Origin of the sequence: Pseudomonas sp. NY15364 (assembly GCF_048068235.1) — a bacterium.
In the GTDB taxonomy this organism is placed as follows: Bacteria; Pseudomonadota; Gammaproteobacteria; order Pseudomonadales; family Pseudomonadaceae; genus Aquipseudomonas; species Aquipseudomonas mendocina_D.
Genome location: NZ_JBLUPX010000048.1, coordinates 1 through 19,119 on the forward strand (window position 1 = coordinate 1; position 19,119 = coordinate 19,119).

Annotated in this window: 16 protein-coding genes and 1 tRNA gene; 9 read left to right on the forward strand and 8 right to left on the reverse strand. The window is 62.7% G+C overall.

Annotated features, from left to right (window positions below):
• Positions 1–263: 263 nt before the first annotated feature.
• Together ACNFCJ_RS22800 and metE are read right to left on the reverse strand one after the other, a co-directional pair.
• Positions 264–1,253, reverse strand: coding sequence for an alpha/beta fold hydrolase (locus ACNFCJ_RS22800; RefSeq protein ID WP_416773733.1), 990 nt, complete (start codon positions 1,251–1,253; stop codon positions 264–266).
• A gap of 201 nt (positions 1,254–1,454) precedes the next feature.
• The gene (gene metE / locus ACNFCJ_RS22805; protein ID WP_416773734.1) at positions 1,455–3,758 is read right to left on the reverse strand and encodes a 5-methyltetrahydropteroyltriglutamate--homocysteine S-methyltransferase; all 2,304 of its coding nucleotides are present in this window, start codon (positions 3,756–3,758) and stop codon (positions 1,455–1,457) included.
• A 167-nt stretch (positions 3,759–3,925) separates the two neighbouring features.
• Here metE and metR point away from each other — a divergent pair, with 167 nt between their 5' ends.
• The 6 genes from metR (at position 3,926) to ACNFCJ_RS22835 (ending at position 11,061) form a co-directional block, all read left to right on the forward strand.
• Complete coding sequence (gene metR, locus ACNFCJ_RS22810) at positions 3,926–4,843, forward strand: transcriptional regulator MetR (protein ID WP_045735252.1); 918 nt, start codon at positions 3,926–3,928, stop codon at positions 4,841–4,843.
• 221 nt (positions 4,844–5,064) lie between these two features.
• On the forward strand, positions 5,065–5,721 hold the full coding sequence (locus tag ACNFCJ_RS22815) for a TetR/AcrR family transcriptional regulator (RefSeq protein WP_017679104.1): 657 nt from the start codon (positions 5,065–5,067) through the stop codon (positions 5,719–5,721).
• Between the two features lie 6 nt (positions 5,722–5,727).
• Entirely contained in the window at positions 5,728–6,810 is a 1,083-nt protein-coding gene (locus tag ACNFCJ_RS22820) for an efflux RND transporter periplasmic adaptor subunit (protein ID WP_416773735.1), read from the forward strand.
• Between the two features lies 1 nt (position 6,811).
• A complete protein-coding gene (locus ACNFCJ_RS22825; protein WP_416773736.1) occupies positions 6,812–9,967 on the forward strand; it encodes an efflux RND transporter permease subunit in 3,156 nt (1,051 codons plus the stop codon).
• 534 nt (positions 9,968–10,501) lie between these two features.
• Positions 10,502–10,777, forward strand: a complete 276-nt coding sequence (locus ACNFCJ_RS22830) for an antitoxin of toxin-antitoxin stability system (protein ID WP_416773737.1) — start codon at positions 10,502–10,504, stop codon at positions 10,775–10,777.
• Positions 10,777–11,061, forward strand: a complete 285-nt coding sequence (locus ACNFCJ_RS22835; RefSeq protein ID WP_416773738.1) for a type II toxin-antitoxin system RelE/ParE family toxin — start codon at positions 10,777–10,779, stop codon at positions 11,059–11,061. Before ACNFCJ_RS22830 ends, ACNFCJ_RS22835 begins: the two co-directional genes overlap by 1 nt.
• Positions 11,062–11,163: 102 nt before the next feature.
• Here ACNFCJ_RS22835 and ACNFCJ_RS22840 read toward each other — a convergent pair.
• The 4 genes from ACNFCJ_RS22840 to dapA form a co-directional block, all read right to left on the reverse strand.
• Positions 11,164–11,253, reverse strand: a tRNA-Ser gene (locus ACNFCJ_RS22840).
• 118 nt (positions 11,254–11,371) lie between these two features.
• Entirely contained in the window at positions 11,372–12,241 is an 870-nt protein-coding gene (locus ACNFCJ_RS22845) for a phosphoribosylaminoimidazolesuccinocarboxamide synthase (RefSeq protein WP_416773739.1), read from the reverse strand.
• A 113-nt stretch (positions 12,242–12,354) separates the two neighbouring features.
• The gene (bamC, locus tag ACNFCJ_RS22850) at positions 12,355–13,479 is read right to left on the reverse strand and encodes an outer membrane protein assembly factor BamC (RefSeq protein ID WP_416773740.1); all 1,125 of its coding nucleotides are present in this window, start codon (positions 13,477–13,479) and stop codon (positions 12,355–12,357) included.
• Positions 13,480–13,495: 16 nt separating this feature from the next.
• Complete coding sequence (dapA, locus tag ACNFCJ_RS22855; protein ID WP_003460631.1) at positions 13,496–14,374, reverse strand: 4-hydroxy-tetrahydrodipicolinate synthase; 879 nt, start codon at positions 14,372–14,374, stop codon at positions 13,496–13,498.
• 247 nt (positions 14,375–14,621) lie between these two features.
• Here dapA and ACNFCJ_RS22860 point away from each other — a divergent pair, with 247 nt between their 5' ends.
• A complete protein-coding gene (locus tag ACNFCJ_RS22860; protein WP_072425349.1) occupies positions 14,622–15,179 on the forward strand; it encodes a glycine cleavage system protein R in 558 nt (185 codons plus the stop codon).
• A gap of 22 nt (positions 15,180–15,201) precedes the next feature.
• On the forward strand, positions 15,202–15,675 hold the full coding sequence (locus ACNFCJ_RS22865; protein WP_416773741.1) for a peroxiredoxin: 474 nt from the start codon (positions 15,202–15,204) through the stop codon (positions 15,673–15,675).
• Between the two features lie 240 nt (positions 15,676–15,915).
• Here the strand turns inward: ACNFCJ_RS22865 and ACNFCJ_RS22870 are convergent, their stop codons facing one another.
• Together ACNFCJ_RS22870 and ACNFCJ_RS22875 are read right to left on the reverse strand one after the other, a co-directional pair.
• On the reverse strand, positions 15,916–16,980 hold the full coding sequence (locus tag ACNFCJ_RS22870) for an AI-2E family transporter (RefSeq protein WP_416773742.1): 1,065 nt from the start codon (positions 16,978–16,980) through the stop codon (positions 15,916–15,918).
• 66 nt (positions 16,981–17,046) lie between these two features.
• Entirely contained in the window at positions 17,047–17,286 is a 240-nt protein-coding gene (locus ACNFCJ_RS22875) for a sulfurtransferase TusA family protein (protein ID WP_416773743.1), read from the reverse strand.
• Positions 17,287–17,394: 108 nt separating this feature from the next.
• Here ACNFCJ_RS22875 and ACNFCJ_RS22880 point away from each other — a divergent pair, with 108 nt between their 5' ends.
• Complete coding sequence (locus ACNFCJ_RS22880) at positions 17,395–18,828, forward strand: M48 family metalloprotease (RefSeq protein ID WP_416773744.1); 1,434 nt, start codon at positions 17,395–17,397, stop codon at positions 18,826–18,828.
• Positions 18,829–19,119: the final 291 nt, after the last annotated feature.

The following is a 19,119-nucleotide window of genomic DNA, read 5'->3' on the forward strand; positions in this document are numbered from 1 at the left end:
GCAGGGCAGCTTTTCGTTCAGCAGAGTAACGCGGCATTGCATGGCTCTTTCCGCCCCCGGGGTTCAGTTTGGGTGAATCCGATCAGGCGACAACTATCCTGACACCGGGGGTCTCTCCCGCCACGACGCCGAGCAGAGCATCGTGCGTTACATCGAGCGCATGGTCATGGCCGACAAGCTGCTACGCCATAGCAGCGAGCACATCGACAACCTGCAGCGCCGCGAAGCGATCAAGCACAATCAGGAGCTTTGAGCGCTCCCACCTACAGACGCGCCAAGCCCATATCCCCCCGATGCGCCGCGAGATGCGGCAACACTGCGGCCAGCAGAGGCTCCTTGAAGGCATCCTGAAAGCGATGCGCCAGGCCCGGAATCAACTTGAGTTCGGAGCCCTTGATATGCGCAGCCACGTGTACCCCATGCATTACCGGCAATAGCGGGTCGGCCGTGCCGTGCACCACCAGCGTCGGCACGTTCAGGCGATTGAGCAACTCGACGCGGCTCGACTCGGCAAGAATCGCCAGCAGCTGACGCTGCACGCCTTCGGGATTGAAAGCGCGGTCATAGGCCTGTTCAGCCTGATGCAAGAGCAAGGCACGATCATCATGCACAGTCGGGCTACCGAGGGCCGCCAGCAAGTCCGCCTGCTGTTGCAGTGCAGCCTCGCGACTACCGGCCTCACGCCTTGCCAGCAACGCCACCAACGCATCGCTGGGCGCGGGCAATCCTTGCGCGCCCGAACTGGTCATCACCAGCGTAAGGCTGAGAACGCGCTGCGACGCCAGATCGGCCAGATGCTGCGCGATCATGCCACCCATGCTTGCGCCCAGAACATGGAAGCGCTCGACATCGAGTTGATCCATCAAGCTCAGGGCATCGCCGGCCATGTCACGCAGGTGATAAGGCGCACCGAGCGACAGCCCCAGGCGATAGCGCAATACCTCGTACGGCAGGTTGATGCTCGGCGCCGGCCGCCGCCAGGTGCTCAGCCCGACATCGCGATTATCGAAGCGCACGACGCGAAATCCCTGCTGACAGAGACGCTCGACCACCTCGTCAGGCCAGTGGATCAACTGCCCACCCAGCCCCATCACCAGCAGCAGCGCCGGGTCGCGCTCGCTGCCGATACTTTGATAAGCCAGACGCACCTCACCGACATCCGCATAACGGGTCGGCTCGGACAGGTCGCAACGATTGGCCGCAAGAGACGGCAAGCCGCAAAGCAACGCGGCCAGGAAAATGAATGCACGCATGAAAACACCAGAAACGCAGAACCCCACTGAAGCGCGAGTCTGATGAAAGTCGTTCGACGGCGCTGCCACACAAGCGTGACAGTTTGATGAAGGAGGACGAACGGTTGCCCAGACGGTGACCTGAAGTGCGATCCAGAGCGTCGCGAACGCCCCTCCTACCTATCCGTAGGAGGGGCTTCAGCCGCGACCACTGCCGGGCAATCAGGCCAGCTCGACACGCAACTGCCTGGCGGCGGCCACCATGTTCACCAACGCCGCCTCGGTTTCCGGCCAGGCGCGGGTTTTCAGGCCACAATCGGGGTTGACCCACAGGCGCTCGAGCGGGATACGCCGCGCCGCCTTGCGCAACAGCCCGGCCATCTCGGCACTGTCCGGCACACGTGGCGAGTGGATGTCATAAACGCCGGGGCCGATGTCGTTCGGGTAAGCGAACTTCTCGAACGCTGCCAGCAGCTCCATGTCCGAGCGCGAGGTCTCGATAGTGATCACGTCGGCATCCATCGCCGCGATGGACTCGATCACGTCATTGAACTCGCTGTAGCACATGTGGGTGTGGATCTGGGTTTCGTCACGCACGCCGCTGGCAGTCAGACGGAAAGCTTCGCTGGCCCAGTCCAGGTAGTGCTGCCAAGCGGATTTACGCAGTGGTAGCCCTTCACGGAACGCCGCCTCGTCGATCTGGATGATCTTGATGCCCACCGCTTCCAGGTCCACCACCTCGTCACGAATCGCCAGCGCCAGTTGCCGAGCCTGCACTTCACGTGACACGTCCTCGCGCGGGAACGACCACATCAGCATGGTCACCGGGCCGGTCAGCATGCCCTTCATCACCTTGTCGGTCAGACCCTGGGCGTACTTGATCCATTCCACCGTCATGGCCTTGGTTCGGCTCAGGTCGCCAACGATCACCGCCGGTTTGACGCAGCGTGAGCCGTAACTCTGCACCCAGCCGAAGCGGGTGAAGGCATAGCCATCGAGTTGTTCGGCAAAGTACTCGACCATATCGTTGCGCTCGGCCTCACCATGCACCAGCACGTCCAGCCCCAGGCGCTCCTGCACCTGCACCGCATGGCGAATTTCGCTGTGCATGGCCTCGGTGTACTCGGCCGCACTGAGCTTGCCCTGTTTGAACGACTGCCGCGCCAGGCGGATCGCCGAGGTCTGCGGGAACGAGCCAATAGTCGTGGTCGGCAGCAATGGCAGTTGCAGGCACTCACGCTGTTGCTCGATGCGCTCGGCGAACGCCGACTGGCGCTGGGCATGGCGCGGACGAATCGCCGCCAGGCGCGCCTGTACCTCAGGCTTGTGAATACGTTTTGAAGCTGCACGAGCAGCCTGTACTGAGCGGCTCGCTTGCAAGGCGGCTTGCACAGAAGCGTCTTCCGGCACCTCCAGGGCCTTACCGAGCAATGCGACCTCCTGACATTTCTGCACGGCAAAAGCCAGCCAGCCTTTCAGCTCGGCATCGAGCTGGTCTTCGCGCGTCAGGTCCACCGGGCTGTGCAGTAGCGAGCAGGACGGCGCGACCCACAGCCGGTCGCCCAGGCGTTCGTGAGCGTGGCGCAGCACCTCAAGGGCTTTCTCCAGATCGCAGCGCCAGACGTTGCGCCCGTTGACCATGCCCAGCGACAACACTTTATAAGCCGGCAGACGGTCGAGAATGGTCGGGTACTGCTCCGACGCACGTACCAGGTCGATATGCAGGCCATCTACAGGCAGGTTGGCGGCTAGACCGAGGTTGTCTTCCAGGCCGCCAAAGTAAGTGGCGATCAACTTCTTGCACGGCTCGCGTTGGATCAGGTTGTAGGCGCGCTCGAAAGCGTTCTTCCACTCTTGCGGCAAATCCAGCACCAGGATCGGCTCGTCGATCTGCACCCATTCCACGCCCTGCGCGGCCAGACGCTGGAAGATCTCGCCATAGACCGGCAACAGGCTTTCGAGCAGTTCCAGCTTGTCGAAGTCGCCCCCCTTGACCTTGCCCAGCCACAAGTAGGTCAGCGGGCCGATCAGCACCGGTTTGACCTTGTGCCCGAGGGCATGCGCCTCAGCCACCTCCTCGAACAGTTGCTCCCAGCTCAGGGCGAACTGCTGACCCGCGCTGAACTCCGGCACCAGGTAGTGGTAGTTGGTATCGAACCACTTGGTCATCTCTTGAGCATGAGCACCGCCGCAGCAAGTACCGCTGCTCTTGTTTGCAACGGCCCCACGCGCCATGGCGAACAGAGTGTCCAGCGTAGGCTTGCCGGTAGCCGGACGGAAACGCTCGGGGATGACGCCAAAGGCCAGGGAATGACTGAGCACCTGGTCGTACCAGGCGAAGTCACCCACCGGCAGCAGGTCGATACCGGCATCCCTCTGCAATTGCCAGTGCTCGGCGCGCAGACGCTGGCCGACGGCGCGCAAGCCGGCTTCGTCCAGCTCACCTTGCCAGTGGGCTTCGAGGGCTTTCTTCAGTTCGCGGTCGCGGCCGATGCGCGGGAAACCGAGTGAATGGGACAGGGCCATGTCGTGAAACTCCAGAATCAATCGAGATGGCGCCATTCTCGGCATCGACACAGAGTGAGACAAACTCAAGATTTTCGTCTTGATCTAAAGATTTACTCATGTAGTCTGTATGAACCATTTTCATCCAGACACGCCACTGGATGAGTGAAACCTTTTAGAGAACCGCCATGCTCGAGCTACGCCACCTGAAAACCCTGCACGCCCTGCGCGAGACCGACAGCCTGGTGGAAGCCGCCGAGCGCCTGCACCTGACCCAGTCGGCGTTGTCGCACCAGTTCAAGGAACTGGAAGAGCGCCTCGGCTTGCAGCTGTTCGTGCGCAAGACCAAGCCCGTGCGCTTCACCAGCGCCGGCCTGCGCCTGCTGCAACTGGCCGACGCCACCCTGCCCCTGCTGCGCGGCGCCGAACGTGACCTGGCGCGCCTGGCGGGCGGCACCGCTGGCCGCTTGCACATGGCCATCGAGTGCCACAGCTGCTTTCAGTGGCTGATGCCGACCATCGACCAGTTCCGCGATGCCTGGCCGGAAGTGGAACTGGACCTGGCCTCGGGCTTCTCCTTCGCCCCACTGCCGGCACTGGCCCGTGGCGACCTGGACCTGGTGGTGACCTCAGATCCCATCGAGCTGGCTGGCATCACCTACGTACCACTGTTCACCTATGAGGCGATGCTGGCTGTCGCCAATCAGCATCGCCTGGCACACAAGGCCTTTATCCAGCCCCAGGACCTGGCCACGGAAACCCTGATCACCTACCCGGTAGAGCGCGATCGCCTGGACATCTTCACGCGCTTTCTCGAGCCCAACGATATCGAGCCGGCGCAGGTGCGCACCTCCGAACTGACGGTGATGATGATGCAGCTGGTGGCCAGCGGTCGTGGCGTATGCGGGCTGCCCAACTGGGCGCTGCACGAGTACAGCTCGCGCGGCTACGTCAGTGCCAAGCGCCTCGGAGAAAAGGGCCTGTTCGCCACGCTCTACGCGGCGATACGCACCGACATGCTCGACGCACCGTTCATGCGCGACTTCCTGCTCACCGCCAAGGACACCTCCTTCGCCAGCCTCGAAGGCGTCAGCGTGGCGCGTTGAGCGTCGCTTGATGGGACAAGGATCGAGCGAATGTCGTAGGGAGGGTTAGAAGCCTCGCCCCGGAGCGGGGCTCCTACACGTATCCCTGTAGGAGCCCCGCCTTGCGGTGAATGAGGCAGTGAACGGCTACCCGCCAATTGCCTTGTTACAACTCCCGTCTTGCCGCATCGTGACCAACAGTCATAGCATGACCACCGGTCACAACTCTTCGCGGAAAGCCCATGCGCTACCAGGATCAACTCTTCCAGCAACGGGAAAACGCCCTGCTGCAATCCGCTCGCCAGCTGTTTCAGGAGCAATCCTGGGATCGCGTCACCATTGCCGAAGTGGCGCGTCACGCCGGCATCGGCAAGGGCACGGTGTACAAGCACTTTTCCAGCAAGGAGGCGCTCTATGCGCGTCTGGTGCTGGACTGCTCGCGCCAGCATCTGAGCGAACTGCGTGAGACCGCAAACCAGGCTCCGCCTCGCGAAGCCATGCGCCATGTGATTCGTCGCGCCTTCGAACAACTGCTGGCCGACCCACTGCAAGCCCAACTCTGCCTGCTGTGCGACCGCCCAGCCTTCCAGGAGCGCCTGGACGCGCCCTACCGTGAACAGTTCCTCGAGCTGGAAGGTCAGTACATGGCGCTGTTCAACCAACTGCTGCAAGGCAGCTTCAGCGAACTGCAACTCTCCCCCACTGATTGCCAACGCCTGCTGTGGGGCGTAGAGGCTTGCGTCAATGGCGTGATGGCCCGCATCGCCTCCGGCGGCTTCGCCCATTGGGCCGAACCCATCGAGCTGGACGCCTATTTCCAGCGCGTCACCGATTTCATCATTGCCGGCCTGCAAGGCCAGGCCGCCGCGCTGCACGCAGCGCCTGCACTCAGCGAGTAAACCCACATGTTCGCCCAACTCAGCAAGCGTCCCTGGATCATTGCCGTCGTCATTGCAGTCCTGCTGTTGGCCTGGCTGTTCAGCGGCGATCGTTTCGTCGCTCGTGACGATGTCGAGCCCGACCAACCCGTCATCACCAACGATCTGGCGCGCGTCGAAATTCAATGGCTGGAAGCCCAACCCATGCAGCGCCAGCATGTGGTGCAGGGGCAGATCGAAGCCTGGCGCCGGGTAGAACTCCGCGCCCAGGTCAGCGGCAGCGTGCAGAACCTTGATCAGGACAAAGGCAACCGCGTCGCTGCCGATCAACTGCTGCTAAGCATTTCACCAGACGACCGTCCGACCCAGGTCGCGCGCAGCGAGGCCGATGTGCGCCAACGTCAGAGCGACGTCACCGCCGCCAAGCGCCTGCGCGAGCGCAGCCTGGTGTCGGCCAACGAGCTGATGCGCCTGGAAAGCGAACTGGCCAAGGCCCGTGCCGAGCTCGACAGCGCCCGCCTGCAGCAACGCAACACCAAGATCAGGGCGCCATTTGCCGGCATCTATGACCAACGCATGGTCGAACTGGGCGATTTCGTCCAGCCCGGGCAGAGCCTGCTGACCCTGGTGGATATCGACCGCCTCAAGGTCAGCGCACAGATCGCCCAGCAGCAGGTCACCCAGCTCGAACTGGGCCAGCCGGTAAAAGTTGAACTTCTTGATGGCCGTACGCTGCAAGGTGAGCTGCACTTTATCGCCGCGGCTGCCGACCCGGGCTCACGCAGCTTCCGCATCGAGGTCAAGGTGGACAACCCGGAAGGCCTGCGTCTGGCCGGTGCCAGCGCCACCCTGCACATCCAGACTGGCGAGGCCATGGCTCATCGCCTGTCCCCTGCCCTGCTCAGCCTGGATGAAAGCGGCCGCCACGGCGTCAAGTGGGTCAACGACGCGCAGCGCGTCGAGTTCACGCCAGTGCAACTGATCAGCGTCGACAACCAGGGCGCCTGGGTCAGCGGTCTGCCGCCAAAGGTGGCGCTGATCACCCTCGGCCAGGGCTTCGTCCAACCCGGCCAGCAGGTACGCACGCAACTTGCGGCCGAGGGCAGTTGAGATGCACGCACTGATCGCCGCCGCACTCGACCGTAGTCGCACCACCATCCTGATCCTGCTGTTCCTGCTCTGCGGCGGGCTGGTGGCCTACATCGCCATGCCCAAGGAATCCAACCCGGACGTGGTCATCCCCATCATCTACGTGTCAGTGACCCTCGAAGGCATCAGCCCGGAAGACGGCGAACGCCTGTTGGTACGCCCGTTGGAGCAGGAGCTGCGCAGCCTCGAGGGCGTCAAGGAAATGCGCTCGGTCTCCAGCGAAGGCCACGCCTCGGTAACGCTGGAGTTCGACGCCGGCTTCGATGCCAAGGTAGCGCTGGCCGACGTGCGCGAGAAGGTCGATACCGCGCGCAGCAAGCTGCCTGAAGAGGCCGACGAGCCGACCGTTACCGAAGTCAATGTGGCGCTGTTCCCGGTGCTGTCGGTGGGCCTGTCCGGCCCCATCGCCGAAACCGAGCTGGTGTATATCGCCCGGCGCCTGAAGGAGAACGTGGAAGGCATCGCCGAGGTGCTCTCGGTGACCATTGGCGGTGACCGTGAAGACCTGCTGGAAATCGTCGTCGACCCGCAAGTGCTCGACAGCTACGGCATCGACTACAACGAACTGTTCAATCTGGTCAGCCGCAACAACCGCCTGGTCGCTGCCGGCAGCCTGGACACCGGCGCCGGCCGCATGAGCATGAAAGTGCCTGGCGTCATCGAAGACCTCGAAGACGTGATGCGCATGCCGATCAAGGTGGTCGGCGACAGCGTGGTCACCTTCGCCGACGTCGCCACCATCCGCCGCACCTTCAAGGACCCGACCGGCTTCGCCCGCATCAACGGCCAGCCCGCCATCGTGCTGGAAGTGGCCAAGCGCAGCGGCGCCAACATCATCGAGACCATCGATCAGGTCAAGGCACTGATGGAGCAGGCCAAGCCCCTGCTGCCGCCAGGCGTGGAAGTCAGCTACATCATGGATCAGTCGCAGGAAGTGCAGAACATGCTCGGCGACCTCCTCAACAACGTGCTCACCGCCATCGTCCTGGTACTGATCCTGGTGGTGGCGAGCATGGGCATGCGGTCGGCGCTGCTGGTCGGCCTGACCATTCCCGGCGCCTTCCTCAGCGGCATCCTGCTGATCTGGATGCTCGGTTTCACCCTCAATATCGTCGTACTGTTCAGCCTGATTCTGGTGGCTGGCATGCTGGTGGATGGGGCCATCGTCGTTTCCGAGCTGGCCGACCGCTACCTGCAGCAAGGCCAGACGCCGCGCCAGGCCTGGGCCAATGCCGCGACACGGATGGCCTGGCCGGTAATCGCCTCCACTGCCACCACCCTGGTGGTGTTCCTGCCGCTGCTGTTCTGGCCCGGCGTGGTCGGCCAGTTCATGAAGTACCTACCGGCAACCGTGATTCTCTGCCTGTTGGCCTCGCTGGCCATGGCCCTGGTATTTCTGCCGGTGCTCGGCGCCGTCACTGGCGGCCAGGCACGCCCGCAAGCCCCCAGCACCAATCGCGCCGGCAACGCCTACCGCAATCTGCTGGCGACGCTGCTCAAGCGCCCGGGGCTGACCCTGCTCGGCATGCTGGCGCTGATCGCCCTGATCTACGTCGGTTACGGGCGCTTCAACCATGGCGTGGAATTCTTCCCCGACGTCGAGCCGGAAAGCGCGCAGATCTGGCTGCGCGCACGCGGCGATCTGTCGGTGCAGGAGAAGGACGCCCTGCTCCAGCAGGTGGAAAAACAGGTGATCGGCATGCGTGAGGTCAAGGCGCTGTATGCGCGCTCGCTGGCCCAGCCGGAAGGCCAGCAGGGCCAGCTCGGCGCCGACGTGATCGGCACCCTGCAATTTCAGTTCGTCGACTGGCACCAGCGCCGCCCAGCCAAGGACATCCTCGCCGAAATGAGCCAGCGTACCGCGGGTATCCCTGGCGTGGTGCTGGAGTTCCGTAAACAGGAACAGGGCCCCACTGACGGCAAGCCGGTCAAATTGCAGATCAGCTCACTGGACCCTGCACTGGGCGAGCAGTGGGTCGAGCGTATCCGCGGGGAAATGACGCGCCTCGGCGGCTTCGCCGATATCGAGGACGACCGCGCCCTGCCCGGCATCGAGTGGCGGATCAAGGTCGACCGCGAGGCCGCCGCACGCTTCGGCGCGGACGTACTCAGCGTCGGCAACGCGGTGCAGATGATCACCAACGGCCTGAAACTGGCGACCTACCGCCCCGAAGATGCCACCGACGAAGTGGACATCCGTGTGCGCCTGCCCGGCAACTGGCGCTCGCTCGATCAGCTCGGACGCCTGACCCTCAACACGCCTGCCGGTCAGGTGCCGCTGAGCAACTTCGTCGACTTGCAGCCTGCGCCCAAGGTCGGCACCCTGCGCCGCGTGGATGGTGACCGCACCATCACCCTGCAGGCCGACCTGGCCGAAGGTGCGCGCCTGGACGAACGCCTCAAGGCGTTGCGCGAAGCGCTCGGCGATGTACCGGCCGAGGTCAAGGTGACGTTCGCCGGCGAGGATGCCGACCAGCGCGAGGCGGCCACCTTCCTGATGACCGCCTTCGTCGTCGCCATCTTCCTCATGGCGATTATCCTGGTGACACAGTTCAACAGCCTCTACCAGGCAGCGCTGGTGCTGTCGGCCATCGTCCTGTCCACTGCTGGCGTGCTAATGGGCCTGCTGGTCAATGGTCAGTCGTTCGGCATCGTCATGGTCGGCATGGGCCTGATCGCCCTGGCCGGCATCGTGGTGAACAACAACATCATCCTGATCGACACCTACAACCAGTTGCGTCGCCAGGGCCTGGAACCGCGGGAGGCGGCACTGGAAACCGGCAGCCTGCGCTTGCGCCCAGTGCTGCTCACCGCAGTGACCACCATCCTCGGCCTGATGCCCATGGTGCTCAGCATCAACGTCGACCTGATCACCCCGAGCCTCGGCTTCGGCGCCCCCTCGACACAGTGGTGGACGCAGCTATCCAGCGCCATCGCTGGCGGCCTGGCCTTCGCCACAGTGCTAACCCTGCTGCTCACGCCCTGCATGCTGGTGCTCGGTGCCCGCTTCGAACGGCGCCCACCGCCACTGGAGACCTACGACACCGACCTGCTCGACCTGCCCGAACATCTCATTGCCCGTCCCGAGGAAAAGCCGCATCTGCAACGCACCGACTGATGCCACCACGCGAATATGGCAAAACGCCAGATATTGCCTAGGCTATCCAGCAACGATGGTTAGGGCGGGAATGGAAAGGCAGCAGGGATGCTTTTAACAGACGCGAGGCGCGCAAGGCGTCTTGCAGAAACGACAAAGCCCTCTCTCGGAGGGCTTTGTCGTTTCCGCTCGCCTCGCATAGGCCAGCGCAAGCAATGAACACCGACCTAACGAAGTGTATGGGGTCGGCATCCTGCCTGTTGGCCACTTCGTTAGCCCGGTAACCGGAGAGTAGTCCAGGCAGTGGCAATGTGCCAAGCCTCAATTGCGCGGCGTGTTTCACAGAGCGGAGTGCTCCCCTGGCAGCTCTGGCACTTCGAACTTCCCCAGAATATTCGCGTGATGGCAAATATCGTGACGCTTGAAACTATCACTCACAACGCCCTGAGCTCGACACAAAGATGATGACTCATGCTTTCCAGTGCAGCGAGCATTGCTTAGCATGCATACAACGTATATACGTTGTAGTTACGAATCGACCGATAGGTGACGACCATGGCCAAAGAAGCCGTTTTCAACCTGAAGCTTGAGTCTGAACTGCGCGAAGACTTCATGGCAGCCGCTCAAGCCGCACACCAGCCGGCCTCCCAGGTTATGCGCGACCTCATGCGCGACTACATTCGCCAGCAGCAACAGGCCAAAGAGCATGATGAGTTCGTGCAACGCAAGCTCGCTGCCGCCAGGGCATCGGTAGACGCTGGTCGTGGCCGCTCCAATGATGATGTAGAAGCTGAATTCGCTGCTCGCCGCGCTAAGACTCTAGGCCACTGATGCAGGTTATTTGGACACCTGAGGCCCTGCAGGATCGTCTGGATATCTGGGAATACATCGTCACTGAGAGCCCTCGCGCCGCCGTGCATATGGATGAGCTATTCAGCGCTGCTGCAGCCTCGCTGGCTGACTTTCCCGACAAGGGCAGGTTGGGTTTGGTCGCCGGTACTCGCGAGCTGATCCCCCACGAAAACTACCGCCTCGTCTATCAGGCTGAGCATGATGCGGTCTGGATTCTTGCCCTGGTGCACGTCGCTAGGATGTGGCCACCGGTTCAGAGCTAGCTGCAGTCCCCAGCCGCTTTCGACACTTCTTCGACACCTTGCATGCCGTATAAAGCCAAAACCCCCGAAGCTCTGGGAGCTTCAGGGGCTTTGGCTTGGATATGGCGGGAAGATAGGGATTTGAACCCTAGGTGCCATTGCTGACACAACGGATTTCGAATCCGTCCCGTTCGACCACTCCGGCATCTTCCCAAGCGGCGCGAATCATAACAGCTGAATGCGCTTTGGCGAAGCTTATTTTGAAAATTTTTCGTGTTCTATCAGGCGCTTGTGAAAAAGCCGGGGGCTGCCCGGCATTCTCTCGCAAGGCTCAAGCGGTCAGGCGGGTCAGCGCTTCGCGGTACTTGTCGGCGGTTTTCTGCGCGACGTCTGCCGGTACGGCAGGGGCCGGGGCTTGCTTGTTCCAGCCGGTGGATTCCAGCCAGTCACGCACGAACTGCTTGTCGAAGCTTGGCGGGGTGCTGCCTTCGGCGTAGCTATCGGCCGGCCAGAAGCGGCTGGAGTCCGGGGTCAGCACTTCGTCCATCAAGGTCAGGGTGCCGTCTTCGTCCAGGCCGAATTCGAACTTGGTGTCGGCGATGATGATGCCGCGGGTAGCGGCGTACTCGACAGCCGTGGTGTACAGTTTGATCGCGGTGTCGCGCACCTGGGCAGCCAGTTCGGTGCCGATGATGGCTTCGCACTGCTCGAAGCTGATGTTCTCGTCATGATCGCCCACAGCGGCCTTGGTCGAGGGGGTGAAGATCGGTTGCGGCAGTTTGGCCGCTTCCTTCAAGCCTGCCGGCAAGGCGATGCCGCAGACGGTGCCGCTCTTCTGGTATTCCTTCCAGCCAGAGCCGACGATGTAGCCGCGCACGATGGCTTCCACGGCGACCGGCTTGAGGCGCTTGGCAACCACCGCACGACCTTCGACCAGCGGCAGCTCGGCGGCCGACACAACCTCCTCGACCTTGTCGCCAGTGAAGTGGTTAGGCACCACATCAGCCAGTTTGTCGAACCAGAAGTTGGAAATCGCGGTGAGTATCTTGCCCTTCTCGGGAATCGGCTGCTCGAGGATGACATCGAAAGCCGACAGACGATCAGTAGCCACCATCAGCATGCGCTTGTCGTCGATTTCGTAGAGGTCGCGGACCTTGCCCGAGTAGATCTTCTTCAGGCTCAGGGTGGTGGGTGTGCTCATGTCGGCATTTCCGTTTCTGGCAAACAAAACAGGCGAAACCTTTGCGGGTTTCGCCCATCGCTTAACGGCTGGGGCGCGCTGCCGGCCGCTTTTCAACGGCCTGCTGGCGCCGGTCAGCCGAGATTATCCTGGATCAGGCTCAGCACGCGGCGCGATACGTCGGCCGGGGCAATGGTGTTGAGGTCTTTTTCCACGGTGACCTGGACGCCATCGCCAACCGGGGTCAGGCGCACCTGATAGCGCTCGGCGCGGGCTTCGATCTCTTCCTTGCTCGGCGCGCTGCCGAACATGCGACCGAAGAAGCCTGGCTTCTCTTCGTTGATCTGAGCGCCTTCGGCCATGTTGATGTAGTACAGGCCAAGGCTGCGGTTGAGGTCGTCGACGCGCACGTTGCCGAGCTCCAGCGAACGGCCGACGCCGGACCAGGCGCGGTCGAAATCGGCGCCGAGGTTGAGCACCGGGTTGCCATTGCCGTCTTCATTCAGGCTGACGCGGCTGGGCGCGTCGTAGTCACGAGCTGCGAGCAGCGACACCGAGCCGCCCTGCTCCACGCCACGCGCCATGCTCACCAGCATTTCGTCGAGCAGTGCAGCTTCGAGGCTGCTGGCGTTGCTGCTACGGGCGGCGAAATCGACATCGGCGGTGCTGCCGGCAGGACGCTCGGCGCTGCTGACGAAGACTTCACTGGTGTTGCGCTGTACGCCTGGCTCGATGCGCACGCGCACGCGGGTTTCGGCATCCGCTGCAACGCCGGTTACGCGGCTGCTGAGGCTGCGCGCCATACCTGCGGAGAGATCATCGAAACGCTGCCAGGCGGTGGTGAACTCACCGACCTGCGGGCGCTCGCTGGCGATGCGGAAGCCATTGTCTTCGAAGAACTGACGCGCCAGCGGCCAGACTTCGGCCGGCACGCGCTGGGCCACGACCCAACGCGATTCACCGCTGCGCTGCAGGGTGAATTCACGTTCATCGGCACGTACCTGCAGGCCTTGCGGGCGCGGCACTTCGAATTCAGCGGGGGTAGCGGTGGTGCTGGCAATCTGAGCGGGCACCGGCAGCAGCGGATCGAGGCGCTTGGCCTGGACATCGGCCGGCAGTTGCATCGGTGCAGTCTGGCGCGCTTCCAGGTAGTCGCTGCCGCGATCACGGAAGTAGCCATTTTCACCCCAGAGCCAGCCACAACCGCTGGTGCTGGAGACGATCAGAGCAAGGGCGGAAAATCCGGCCAGTCGCTTCATGCGTAGAATCCTTGAGTTAAGCCAATACACCGCACTGGCGCATGGCCTGGCGCAGCGGTTCGTGACAGCGCGGGCTGAGCCAGGTCAGCGGCAGACGAATACCGTCGCCCATCAGGCCCATTTCGTGCAGCGCCCATTTCACCGGAATCGGGTTGGATTCGAGGAACAGTGCCTTGTGCAGCGGCATCAGACGGTCGTTGATGGCACGGGCGATGGCAGCCTCGCCACGCATGGCGGCGGCGCACAGGTCGCTCATGGCACGCGGCGCAACGTTGGCGGTGACGGAGATGTTGCCCTTGCCACCCAGCAGCATCAGCTCGACAGCGGTGGCGTCGTCACCGGAGTAGACGAGGAAATCCTTGCTGACGCGATCCAGTACGTCCTGGGCGCGTTGCAGGTCGCCGGTGGCTTCCTTGATGCCGATGATGTTGTCGATCTTCGACAGGCGCTCGACAGTCTCCGGCAGCATGTCGCACACGGTACGACCCGGCACGTTGTAGAGAATCTGCGGGATCGAGACGGCTTCGGCGATGTGGCGGAAATGCAGGTACAGGCCTTCCTGGGTCGGCTTGTTGTAGTACGGGGTGACCAGCAGGGCGGCGTCGGCGCCGACTTCCTGAGCGGCACGGGTCAGCTCGACCGATTCACGGGTGGAGTTGCCACCGGTGCCGGCAATTACCGGGATACGACCGGCAACCTGCTTGACCACACGTTTGATCACTTCGATGTGCTCGGGCACTTCCAGCGTGGCGGACTCACCGGTGGTACCGACCGCGACGATGGCATTGGTGCCCTCTTGCAGGTGGAAATCCACCAATTTGCTCAGGGCCTCCCAATCCAGACCACCCTGCGCATCCATGGGCGTGACCAGTGCCACCATACTGCCCGCAATCATGCAACCGCTCCTGCCGGAAAATTTGAGCCGTAATGGTACTGGTGCCACCAATCCGGCACAAGCAACGGACAAGGGCTTATCAGGTCGTTTGCACATGACCTGCGTTTTTCCGCGACCGGCTATCGGCGCAGGCCGTCGTCCGATGCACAAGGCTTCGCCATTCCCCTCGGCGGTGCTTTTCGCTAACCTGCTGCCTTTGGTCTGCGGCTTCTCACGCGCGGACCGTTCATCGCTTTAGGAAGGCTGCATGTCCACCCCCCCCGTTCGCGAACAATTCCTCGTCATCAGCGCTCTCGGCCGCGATGCCATGGCCCTGACCAATCTGCTCAGCCGCACCAGCCATGAGAACCGTTGCGCGGTTATCAGCACTCGCCTGAGCCGTCACGGTGAATTCAGCGCCCTGGTGCTGCAGGTGTCCGGTAGCTGGGATGCCCTGGCGCGCCTGGAGTCGAGCCTGCCGCTGCTGGCCAAGAAGCATGATTTCAGCGTGGACCTGGCGCGCAGCGCCGCCGCCGAGGTGCGCCCGCAGGCGCTGCCTTATGTGGCCTATGTCAGCGCCGTGTACCGCCCGGACATTCTCAACGAGCTGTGCCAGTTCTTCATCGACCACCGCGTCGAGCTGGAAGCCCTGACCTGCGACACCTACCAGGCACCGCAGACCGGCGGCACCATGCTCAACGCCACCCTGACCGTGACACTGCCGGCCGGCACGCAGATCAGCTGGCTGCGCGATCAGTTCCTGGATTTCGCCGATGCGCTGAATCTGGATGCGCTGATCGAACCTTGGCGCCCACAGAATCCCTGATAGCAGCATGCAAGGAGTTTCCATGCCCGTAGAACTCGACAAAGCCGTTGCCGACTTCCAGGCCGAGGCCACCAGTGGCCAGCAGGTAAAGCTGTCCGCCCTCAAGGGCCAGCAGGTCGTGCTGTATTTCTACCCGAAGGACGCGACCCCGGGCTGCACCACCGAAGGGATGGACTTCAGTGCTCGCTTCGAGCAGTTCAAGGCGGCCAACACGCTGATCTTCGGCGTGTCGATGGACAGCCTGAAGAAGCACGAAAGCTTCAAGAGCAAGCAGGCGTTCCCTTTCGAGCTGATCAGCGACGAAGAACATCAGCTGTGCGACCAGTTCGGCGTGTACCAGCTGAAGAAGAACTACGGCAAGGAATACATGGGTATCGTGCGTAGCACCTTCCTGATCGACAAGGACGGCGTGCTGCGTGAAGAGTGGCGCAACCTAAAGGTCGCCGGCCATGTCGACAAGGTGCTGGCAGCCGCCGAAGCGCTGAACAAAGGCTGACCCCCTGCCCTGCAAATGAAACACCGCGACGGCCAATGGCCGTCGCGGCGTTTTTGTTGGGAGGTAGCCTGGTTTGAGCGGCGCATAACCCGCTGCTCAGTCAAGCAGCTCCGCGTCGCATTTGTAGGAGCGGCGCCCCGCCGCGAACATGGGCGGCGCGCCATTGAAAGCTTCTCCCCGGGGCGGGGCTCCTACGAAAAGCCGCGCCGGAACCCAAGCCTGGCCTTTGCCATCGACGCCTTATTCGGCGGACACCGGCTCGGTACGCGGCCAGGCGTTGATCACCGCCTTGAACAGCGTGGCCAGCGGAATGGCGAAGAATACGCCCCAGAAGCCCCACAGCCCGCCAAACAGCAGCACCGCGCAGATGATCGCCACCGGATGCAGGTTGACCGCCTCGGAGAACAGCAGCGGCACCAAGACGTTGCCGTCGAGCGCCTGGATGATGCCGTACACCACCATCAGGTAGAGGAACTGATCGCTCCAGCCCCACTGGAACAGACCGATCAACGCCACCGGCACGGTCACCACCACCGCACCGATATAAGGCACCACCACCGACAGGCCAACCAGCAAAGCCAGCAGCGCCGCATAGTTGAGGCCCATGTAAGCGAAGGCGATGTAGGTGACCACCCCGCAAATGATGATCTCGATGAACTTGCCACGGATGTAATTGGCGATCTGCTGGTTCATCTCCTGCGCCACCTGAGTGATCAGTGCACGCTCGCGTGGCAGGTAGCTGCGGAACCACTGGCTGATCTGCTCGCGGTCCTTGAGGAAGAAGAACACCAGGATCGGCACCAGCACCAGATAGATCATCACGCTGACCAGCATCGGCAGGCTGGACAGGGAAAATGACAGCGCCCACTGGCCGAATTTGCCAGCTTCGCCGCGCATGCTGTCGATCAGCTGCACGATCTGCGCATCGGTGATCAGGTTCGGGTAGCGCTCCGGCAGCAGCAGAAATACCGACTGCCATTCAGCGGCCATGCGCGGCAGCTCGTTGAACAGGGTGCTCAGTTGCTGCCAGAGCAGCGGCATCAACACCAGCATAAATACCGCCAGGCCACCCAAGAACAAGGCGAACACCAGCCAGACTGCCATCACCTGCGGCACCTTGAGACGCTCCAGGCCATTGACCAGCCCCTGCATGAGAAAAGCCAGCACCAGGCCGGTCAGCACCGGCGCGAGCATCCCGCCCAGTGTCAGCACCACCGCAAAACCCAGCACCAGCAACACGGCCAGCACCACAGCCTGTTCATCGGAGAAGTAGCGGTGCAGCCAGTCGCGAATAACCTTGACCATCAACAATCCTTAATCTGCCAAAGAGGCGCGTTCGCTCTCTTTTTAGCCTGCATCACGGGGCGTGGCTCAGGCCTTACGCAACCAGTAACGATAAATACCCGCGTCGACCTCTTCATGCAGCAGCGCATGCCCGGCGAGACTGGCGAAGGCGCGAAAGTCGCGCTGCGAGCCGGCATCGGTGGCGCTGACCTTGAGCACGGCGCCACTGGCCAGGCGATTGAGCTCGAGCTTGGCTTTGAGCAAAGGCAGCGGGCAGTTCAGCCCGCAGGCGTCGAGTTCGGCCTCGAAGGCCGGTACGTCTGTCATCGTCTACTCCTGATAGGTCGGCTAGGATACCCAAGCCGCCACAACCCTGGCCAGCGCGGTAGCTGGCCGGCTACAGTAACGCCTTTGCTTCCCGAGAGCCCTGAGTGCATGACTTTTCTGCGCCCCACCCTGCTGACGCTGGCCTGCCTGTTCGCCGCCCATACGGGTGCCAGTGATCTGCCGTCGCTAGGCGACGCCAGCTCCTCGATCGTCTCGCCCCAGCAAGAACACCAGCTCGGCCGTGCCTGGCTCGGCCTGCTGCGTGGTCAGGTTTCGCAACTGGACGACCCGCAACTCAAGGATTTCGTCGAGTCCAGCGTCTATCGCCTGTCGGAAACCAGCCAGCTGCAGGACCGTCGCCTGGAGTTCGTATTGCTCAACAGCCCGCAGCTCAACGCCTTCGCCGCCCCCGGCGGGATCGTCGGAGTCAACGGAGGCCTGTTCCTCTATGCCCAGACCGAAGCCGAGTACGCCTCGGTCATGGCCCACGAATTGGCGCACTTGTCGCAGCGCCACTTCGCTCGTGGCGTCGAAGCGCAGCAACGCATGCAGTTGCCACTGATGGCCGCCATGCTTGCCGGTATCGTCGCCGCTGCGGCAGGTGCCGGTGATGCGGGTATCGCCACCATCATGTCGACCCAGGCCGCCGCCATTCAGGAACAACGGCGCTTCTCCCGGCAGAACGAACAGGAGGCCGACCGCATTGGCCTGGTCAACCTGGAAAAGGCCGGCTACGACCCACGCGCCATGCCGCTGATGTTCGAACGGCTGATGCGTCAGTACCGTTACGACGCCAAGCCGCCGGAATTTCTGCTGACTCACCCGGTGTCGGAATCGCGTATCGCCGATACCCGCAACCGCGCCGAGCAGTACCCCGCCACGGGCCGCGAAGACAGCCTGCGCTACCAACTGATGCGCGCCCGCGTACAGCTGACCTACGAAGAGACGCCGGGCGTTGCTGCCAAGCGCTTTCGCGCCATGCTCGACGAGAACCCGCGCATCGATGCCGCGCGCTACGGCCTGGTCCTGGCGCAGATGAAAACCGGTCAGCTCGCTGAAGCCGTTGAGACCCTGGCGCCGCTGCTAAGCAAGAGCCCGGACGACATCACCTACAACCTGGCGCAGATCGAGCTGGATATGGCGGCCAACCGGCTGGACGCTGCCGAGCGTCGTCAGGAGCGCATGTTCACCCTCTACCCGAGCAATTACCCGTTGCAACAGGCCCGTGTCGACCTGCTGCTCAAGCAGCGGCGCATTCCCGATGCCGAGCGTGCGCTGGACAATCTGCTCAAGACTCGCGCCAAGGACCCGGACGTCTGGTACCAGGTCGCCGAGGTGCGTGGCCTGAGCGGTAACACCATCGGCCTGCACCAGGCACGCGCAGAGTTCTTCGCCCTGGTCGGCGATTACAACCAGGCCATCGAACAGCTGGATTTCGCCAAGCGCCGCGCCAGCAACAACTTCCAGCTGGCTTCGCGCATCGATGCCCGTCAACGCGAGCTTTCCGAAGAAAAACGCCTGGTCGAGCAGATGCTGCGCTGATCGGGAGCATAGTGGTGCGCACGGCGCATCCTACCCGTCGCCCATCGCAGCACCGTAGGGTGCGCTGCGCGCACCGACAGCAGCGTGGTAGCCCGGATGCAATCCGGGCGGCGAAAGCTTGTGAATACAGCACCACACAAAGAAAGAGCCCCGCACTTGGCGGGGCTCTTTTATTTCAGCCGCTATTCTGCACCAGGAGCACATGACAGCCGGTCTGTCGTGTGCTCTCTTCTCTCTATGGCCAACCATCACCCCAAAGTCGCCAAGCTGGCGAAAGACCTCGCGTACCGA

Bases quoted from the DNA above. Each gene is read 5' to 3' on its own strand.
- ACNFCJ_RS22820 (WP_416773735.1), top strand. From the start codon at position 5,728: ATGTTCGCCCAACTCAGCAAGCGTCCCTGGATCATTGCCGTCGTCATT.
- metE (WP_416773734.1), bottom strand. From the start codon at position 3,758: ATGGCCCTGTCCCATTCACTCGGTTTCCCGCGCATCGGCCGCGACCGC.
- ACNFCJ_RS22870 (WP_416773742.1), bottom strand. From the start codon at position 16,980: ATGGTCAAGGTTATTCGCGACTGGCTGCACCGCTACTTCTCCGATGAA.
- ACNFCJ_RS22860 (WP_072425349.1), top strand. From the start codon at position 14,622: ATGTCCACCCCCCCCGTTCGCGAACAATTCCTCGTCATCAGCGCTCTC.
- ACNFCJ_RS22880 (WP_416773744.1), top strand. From the start codon at position 17,395: ATGACTTTTCTGCGCCCCACCCTGCTGACGCTGGCCTGCCTGTTCGCC.
- metR (WP_045735252.1), top strand. From the start codon at position 3,926: ATGCTCGAGCTACGCCACCTGAAAACCCTGCACGCCCTGCGCGAGACC.
- ACNFCJ_RS22800 (WP_416773733.1), bottom strand. From the start codon at position 1,253: ATGCGTGCATTCATTTTCCTGGCCGCGTTGCTTTGCGGCTTGCCGTCT.
- ACNFCJ_RS22835 (WP_416773738.1), top strand. From the start codon at position 10,777: ATGCAGGTTATTTGGACACCTGAGGCCCTGCAGGATCGTCTGGATATC.
- ACNFCJ_RS22865 (WP_416773741.1), top strand. From the start codon at position 15,202: ATGCCCGTAGAACTCGACAAAGCCGTTGCCGACTTCCAGGCCGAGGCC.
- ACNFCJ_RS22815 (WP_017679104.1), top strand. From the start codon at position 5,065: ATGCGCTACCAGGATCAACTCTTCCAGCAACGGGAAAACGCCCTGCTG.
- ACNFCJ_RS22830 (WP_416773737.1), top strand. From the start codon at position 10,502: ATGGCCAAAGAAGCCGTTTTCAACCTGAAGCTTGAGTCTGAACTGCGC.
- dapA (WP_003460631.1), bottom strand. From the start codon at position 14,374: ATGATTGCGGGCAGTATGGTGGCACTGGTCACGCCCATGGATGCGCAG.
- bamC (WP_416773740.1), bottom strand. From the start codon at position 13,479: ATGAAGCGACTGGCCGGATTTTCCGCCCTTGCTCTGATCGTCTCCAGC.
- ACNFCJ_RS22875 (WP_416773743.1), bottom strand. From the start codon at position 17,286: ATGACAGACGTACCGGCCTTCGAGGCCGAACTCGACGCCTGCGGGCTG.
- ACNFCJ_RS22845 (WP_416773739.1), bottom strand. From the start codon at position 12,241: ATGAGCACACCCACCACCCTGAGCCTGAAGAAGATCTACTCGGGCAAG.
- ACNFCJ_RS22825 (WP_416773736.1), top strand. From the start codon at position 6,812: ATGCACGCACTGATCGCCGCCGCACTCGACCGTAGTCGCACCACCATC.